Consider the following 4897-nt stretch of genomic DNA (forward strand, 5'->3'; position numbering starts at 1 on the left):
AGCTTGTCGGCCCAGCCGGCGTAGTAGAAGAACCACTGCGAGACCAGCGGCAGGTCGACGTCGCGCGACTCCTTGATCGGCTTGCCGTTGTCGAGCGACTCCAGCACCGCGAACTCGCGGCTGCGCTCGGCCATGATGCGGGCGATGCGGTAGAGGTACTTGGCCCGCTCGCTGCCCGGCAGCTTGGACCAGACCTTGTCGTATGCCTGGCGCGCGGCCTTGACCGCCTGGTCGACGTCGTCGGCGGTCGCCTCGGTGACCTCGGCGAGGACCTCCTCGGTCGCCGGGCTGATCGACTTGAACGAGCCGCCCCTGCCGTCGACGAACTCGCCGCCGATGAACAGGCCGTACGAGCTCTTGATGTCGACGATCGCGCGCGACTCGGGCGCCGGTGCGTATTCGAACTTGGTCATGGCAATCAGTCCAACGTCACGTAGTCGGGGCCGGAGTAGTGGCCGGTGGCAATCTTCTGTCGCTGCAGCAGCAGGTCGTTGAGCAGGCTCGAGGCGCCGAACCGGAACCAGTCGGGGTCGAGCCAGTCGTCGCCGGCGATCTCGTTGACCATCACGAGGTACTTGATCGCGTCCTTCGACGTACGGATGCCGCCGGCGGGCTTGACGCCGACCTGCACCCCGGTCTCGGCGCGGAAGTCGCGGACGGCCTCGAGCATCACGAGCGTGACCGGCAGCGTCGCGGCCGGCTGGACCTTGCCGGTACTGGTCTTGATGAAGTCGGCGCCGGCCATCATCGCCAGCCAGGACGCCTTGCGGACGTTGTCGTACGTCTGCAGCTCACCGGTCTCGAAGATGACCTTGAGGTGGGCGTGCGAGCCGTCGGGGCGGGCGCACGCCTCCTTGGTCGCGACGATCTCGTCGAAGACCAGCTCGTAGTTGCCGGTCAGGAACGCTCCGCGGTCGATGACCATGTCGATCTCGTCGGCGCCGGCCTCGACCGCGTCGCGGGTGTCGGCGAGCTTGATGTCGAGGGCGGCGCGCCCCGAGGGGAACGCGGTCGCGACGCTGGCCACCTTGAGTCCTGACTCGCCGAGGGTGTCCTTGGCGATCTTGACCATGTCGGGGTAGACGCAGACCGCCGCGGCCGAGGGGCAGGTCGGGTCGGTGGGGTCGGGGCGCATGGCCTTGTTGGCCAGCGCGCGGACCTTGCCCGGGGTGTCGGCTCCCTCGAGCGTCGTGAGGTCGACCATCGAGATGGCCAGGTCGATCGCCCAGGCCTTGGCCGTGGTCTTGATCGACCGGGTCCCCAGTCCGGCAGCGCGGGCCTCGAGCCCGACCTGGTCGACGCCCGGCAGCCCGCCGAGGGTCTTGTGCAGGGACGCGGTGGCGCCAGTCACGAATCCTCCTGAGTGCGGCCACGTCGTCGGGGCCACCGATCAAGATTAGGCCTTTTGTCGGGCACCGCGAAACGTACGGGCACAGGTAGCGAGAGGTTCATCGAGTTGTCACCAAACCGCCTCGGTAAGTGATTGACAGGCCTGCGGCCTCAGGGTCTCCTAGACCATCGACAGTTTCTGAGAGCTTCTCAGGAACGTCGACCGCATCGGGGGACGATGTCAACGCGTAGCCGTTCCTCGCCGTCAGTCCCGAGAGGAACCCCTACGTGAAGCTCACCCCACGCTCGCTCGTCGCCGCCACCGCGGTGCTGCTCGGCGCCCCGCTCCTGGCCGTCACCCCGGCCGACGCCGCCGACGATGTGACACTCAACCTGATCGGCATCAACGACTTCCACGGCCGCATCGACGCCAACACCGTCAAGTTCGCCGGCACCGTCGAGCAGCTCCGCCAGGACGGTGGCGACGCCAACTCGCTGCTGATCTCCGCCGGCGACAACGTCAGCGCCTCGCTGTTCGCCTCGGCCGTGCAGGGTGACATCCCCACGATCGACGTGCTGAACGACCTCGAGCTCGACGCCTCAGCGGTGGGCAACCACGAGTTCGACAAGGGCTACGACGACCTCATCAACCGGCTCGCCCCGGCCGCCGACTTCCCGTTCCTGGGCGCCAACGTCTTCAAGAAGTCCGACGGCAGCCGCGCGCTCGACGCGTACAAGATCTTCACGATCCAGGGACTCGACGTCGCCGTGGTGGGCGCTGTCACCGAGGAGACCCACGCGCTGGTCAGCCCGGCCGGCATCGCCGACATCGACTTCACGGATCCCACCGACGCGATCAACGACGCGGTCGACGAGCTGGAGGCCCTTCCGGACGCGCCAGATGTCATCGTCGCGTCGATCCACGAGGGCGCTCCCGACGGCGCACAGACGTACGCGCAGAACCTCGAGCACAGCGCTGTCTTCAAGAAGATCGCCGAGCAGACCGATCCGGCCGTCGACGCGATCTTCATGGGCCACACCCACAAGGCGTACGCCTTCGACGCCCCGATCCCGGGCGACCCCACCAGGACGCGGCCGCTGATCCAGACCGGCAACTACGGCGACAACGTCGGCCAGATCAAGCTCACGGTCGACGGCGCCACTGGCGACGTCAGCTCGTACGTCCAGAAGAACGTCGCCCGCACGACGACAGCCGACAGCACCCTGACCTCGACCTTCCCCCGCGTCGCGGAGGTCAAGACCGACGTCGACGCCGCCCTCGCGTACGCCGCCACGGTCGGCAACCAGCCGATCGGCTCGCTGACGGCGGACATCACGACGGCCTTCACCGGCACCACGCGCGACGACCGCGCGAACGAGTCGACCCTCGGTCACCTGGTGGCCGACGCGCTGCTCTCGAAGGTCAAGGACACGACCGCCGGTGCGGACATCGGCATCGTCAACCCCGGCGGCATGCGCGACGAGCTGCGCTATGCCGGCAACACGACGTCCAATCCGGCCAACACCGACGGCGTCATCACGTACGCCGAGGCCAACTCGGTCCTGCCGTTCGTCAACGCGCTCAACACCGTGACGCTGTCGGGCGCCTCGCTCAAGAAGGTGCTCGAGCAGCAGTGGCAGCGCGACGCCAACGGCAATGTGCCGTCCCGCGCCTACCTGCAGCTGAGCCTGTCGAAGAACGTCAAGTACACGTACGACGCCGCGCGTCCCGAAGGCGATCGCATCACGTCGGTCACGATCAACGGTGATGCACTGGATCCCGCCGCGAGCTACAAGGTCGCGACGTTCTCGTTCCTCGCGACCGGCGGCGACAACTTCCGGGCGTTCAAGGAGGGCACGACGGTCGACACCGGACTCGTGGACTACGAGGCCTGGATCGACTACCTGACCGACAACTCGCCGGTGTCACCGGACTTCGCCCGCCGCTCGATCGCGGTCACCGGCCTGTCCTCGAGCTATGCGGCCGGGGACCGCGTCTCGCTGACGCTGCCCAAGCTGGACCTCACGTCACTCGGCGCGCCCGCCACGACGTCCGTCGAGGCGACGCTCTACCCGGAGGGCGCCGATCCGATCGACCTCGGGTCGTTCCCGGCGAGCGGTGGCACGGCCACGATCGCCTTCGACCTGCCCAAGGGCGTTGAGGGCACGACGCGCGTGGGCATCAAGACCTCGCCGACCGGCACGACGGCTGTGCTCCCGGCGTTCGAGGTGGCGCCGCCGCTGTCCACGAGCACGACGGTGACTGTCGCTCCCAAGCAGAGCGCACGGACGCCGATCGACTTCGACATCGACGTCACGAGCGGCACGACGCCGACCGGCACGGTCACGATCAGCGAAGACGGCGCGGTGCTCGGCGAGGCCGAGCTCGTCGACGGATCCGTGACGATCACTCTGGCGGCGCGCTCGCTGTCGATCGGCAAGCATCAGCTGACGATCAGCTACGAGGGTGATGCGGGCCATGTCGAGTCGTCGACAACGGTCACCATCCTGGTCAAGAACAAGTCGTGATGAGGAGTTCTCGGATGCATCTTGGTCGTCTCGCACGTCTTGCGCTCGCAGTGGCACTCGGCGGTGGCGCGCTCGTCGCGTCGCCGGCCGGGGCCACCCCCGCAGGGGACGACGTCGTCATCAACGAGGTCTACGTCAACGGCGGCAGCGCCGGCGCGACGTACCTCAACAAGTTCGTCGAGCTCCACAACCCGACGGACCACACGATCAGCGTCAACGGCTGGTCAGTGCAGTATCGCTCGGCCACCGGCACGGCGGCGTTCAGCGGCGTGACGCCGCTCGGCGACCACCACCTCGAGCCCGGCGGCACGCTGCTGGTCAGCGGCAGCAGCAACGCCGCCAACGGTGAGCCGCTGCCGACGCCTGATGTGGCCGGCACGGTGAGCTTCGCCGGAGCCAGCGGCACGATCGCCCTGTCGAAGTCGACGACCGCGCTCACGGGGCAGCCATCGGCAGTCCTGGCCGACGACAACCTCGTCGACCTGATCGGCTACGGCACCTCCAACACGTACGAGACCGCGGCCAAGGCGAGCGGCACGAGCGTCACCACCTCGCTCAACCGCGCCACGGGTGGGGTCGACACCGACAACAACAGTGCCGACTTCACCGCCGGTGCGCCGACTCCGGTCGCGTGCGGCGACGCATGTGACGGCGACGGCGTCCCCGCCGAGCCGCCGGTCGAGCGTACGATCGCCCAGATCCAGGGCGACGGCGCGGCGAGCCCGCTCGCGGGCAAGGACGTCATCACCCAGGGCGTCGTCACGGCGGTCTACAAGACCGGCGGGTTCAGCGGGGCGTACATCCAGACCCCGGGCACGGGCGGCGACGTCGACCTCGCGACGCACACCGCCTCCGACGGCATCTTCGTGTTCTCATCTGCCTTCGCGGCGGCGGTCGACCAGGGTGACCTCGTCGAGGTCACCGGGGCCGTCAGCGAGTTCAACGGCCTGACCGAGATCAGCACGTCCGCCGGCGGGTGGAAGGAGCTGGCGGGTCCGGCCGAGCCGGTGCAGCCGGCCACGGTCGACTTCCCGATGGG

General features: G+C 68.4%; 4 protein-coding genes. 2 read left to right on the forward strand and 2 right to left on the reverse strand.

Annotated elements, in window-relative coordinates; all coding sequences use genetic code 11:
- Together V6M46_RS18635 and deoC are read right to left on the reverse strand one after the other, a co-directional pair.
- Positions 1 to 413: aldehyde dehydrogenase family protein (locus V6M46_RS18635; protein ID WP_332667868.1), on the reverse strand; the 413-nt coding region annotated here is incomplete at its 3' end.
- 5 nt (positions 414 to 418) lie between these two features.
- Positions 419 to 1351, reverse strand: coding sequence for a deoxyribose-phosphate aldolase (gene deoC / locus V6M46_RS18640; RefSeq protein ID WP_332667870.1), 933 nt, complete (start codon positions 1349 to 1351; stop codon positions 419 to 421).
- A gap of 266 nt (positions 1352 to 1617) precedes the next feature.
- Between deoC and V6M46_RS18645 the strand changes: the two genes are divergently transcribed.
- Positions 1618 to 3858 carry a 5'-nucleotidase C-terminal domain-containing protein gene (locus V6M46_RS18645; protein ID WP_332667872.1) on the forward strand — a complete coding sequence of 747 codons (2241 nt, stop codon included), beginning with the start codon at positions 1618 to 1620 and terminating at the stop codon, positions 3856 to 3858.
- Between the two features lie 14 nt (positions 3859 to 3872).
- Positions 3873 to 4897: lamin tail domain-containing protein (locus V6M46_RS18650; RefSeq protein WP_332667874.1), on the forward strand; the 1025-nt coding region annotated here is incomplete at its 3' end.

Source organism: Aeromicrobium sp. (assembly GCF_036676885.1).
Classification (GTDB): domain Bacteria; phylum Actinomycetota; class Actinomycetes; order Propionibacteriales; family Nocardioidaceae; genus Aeromicrobium.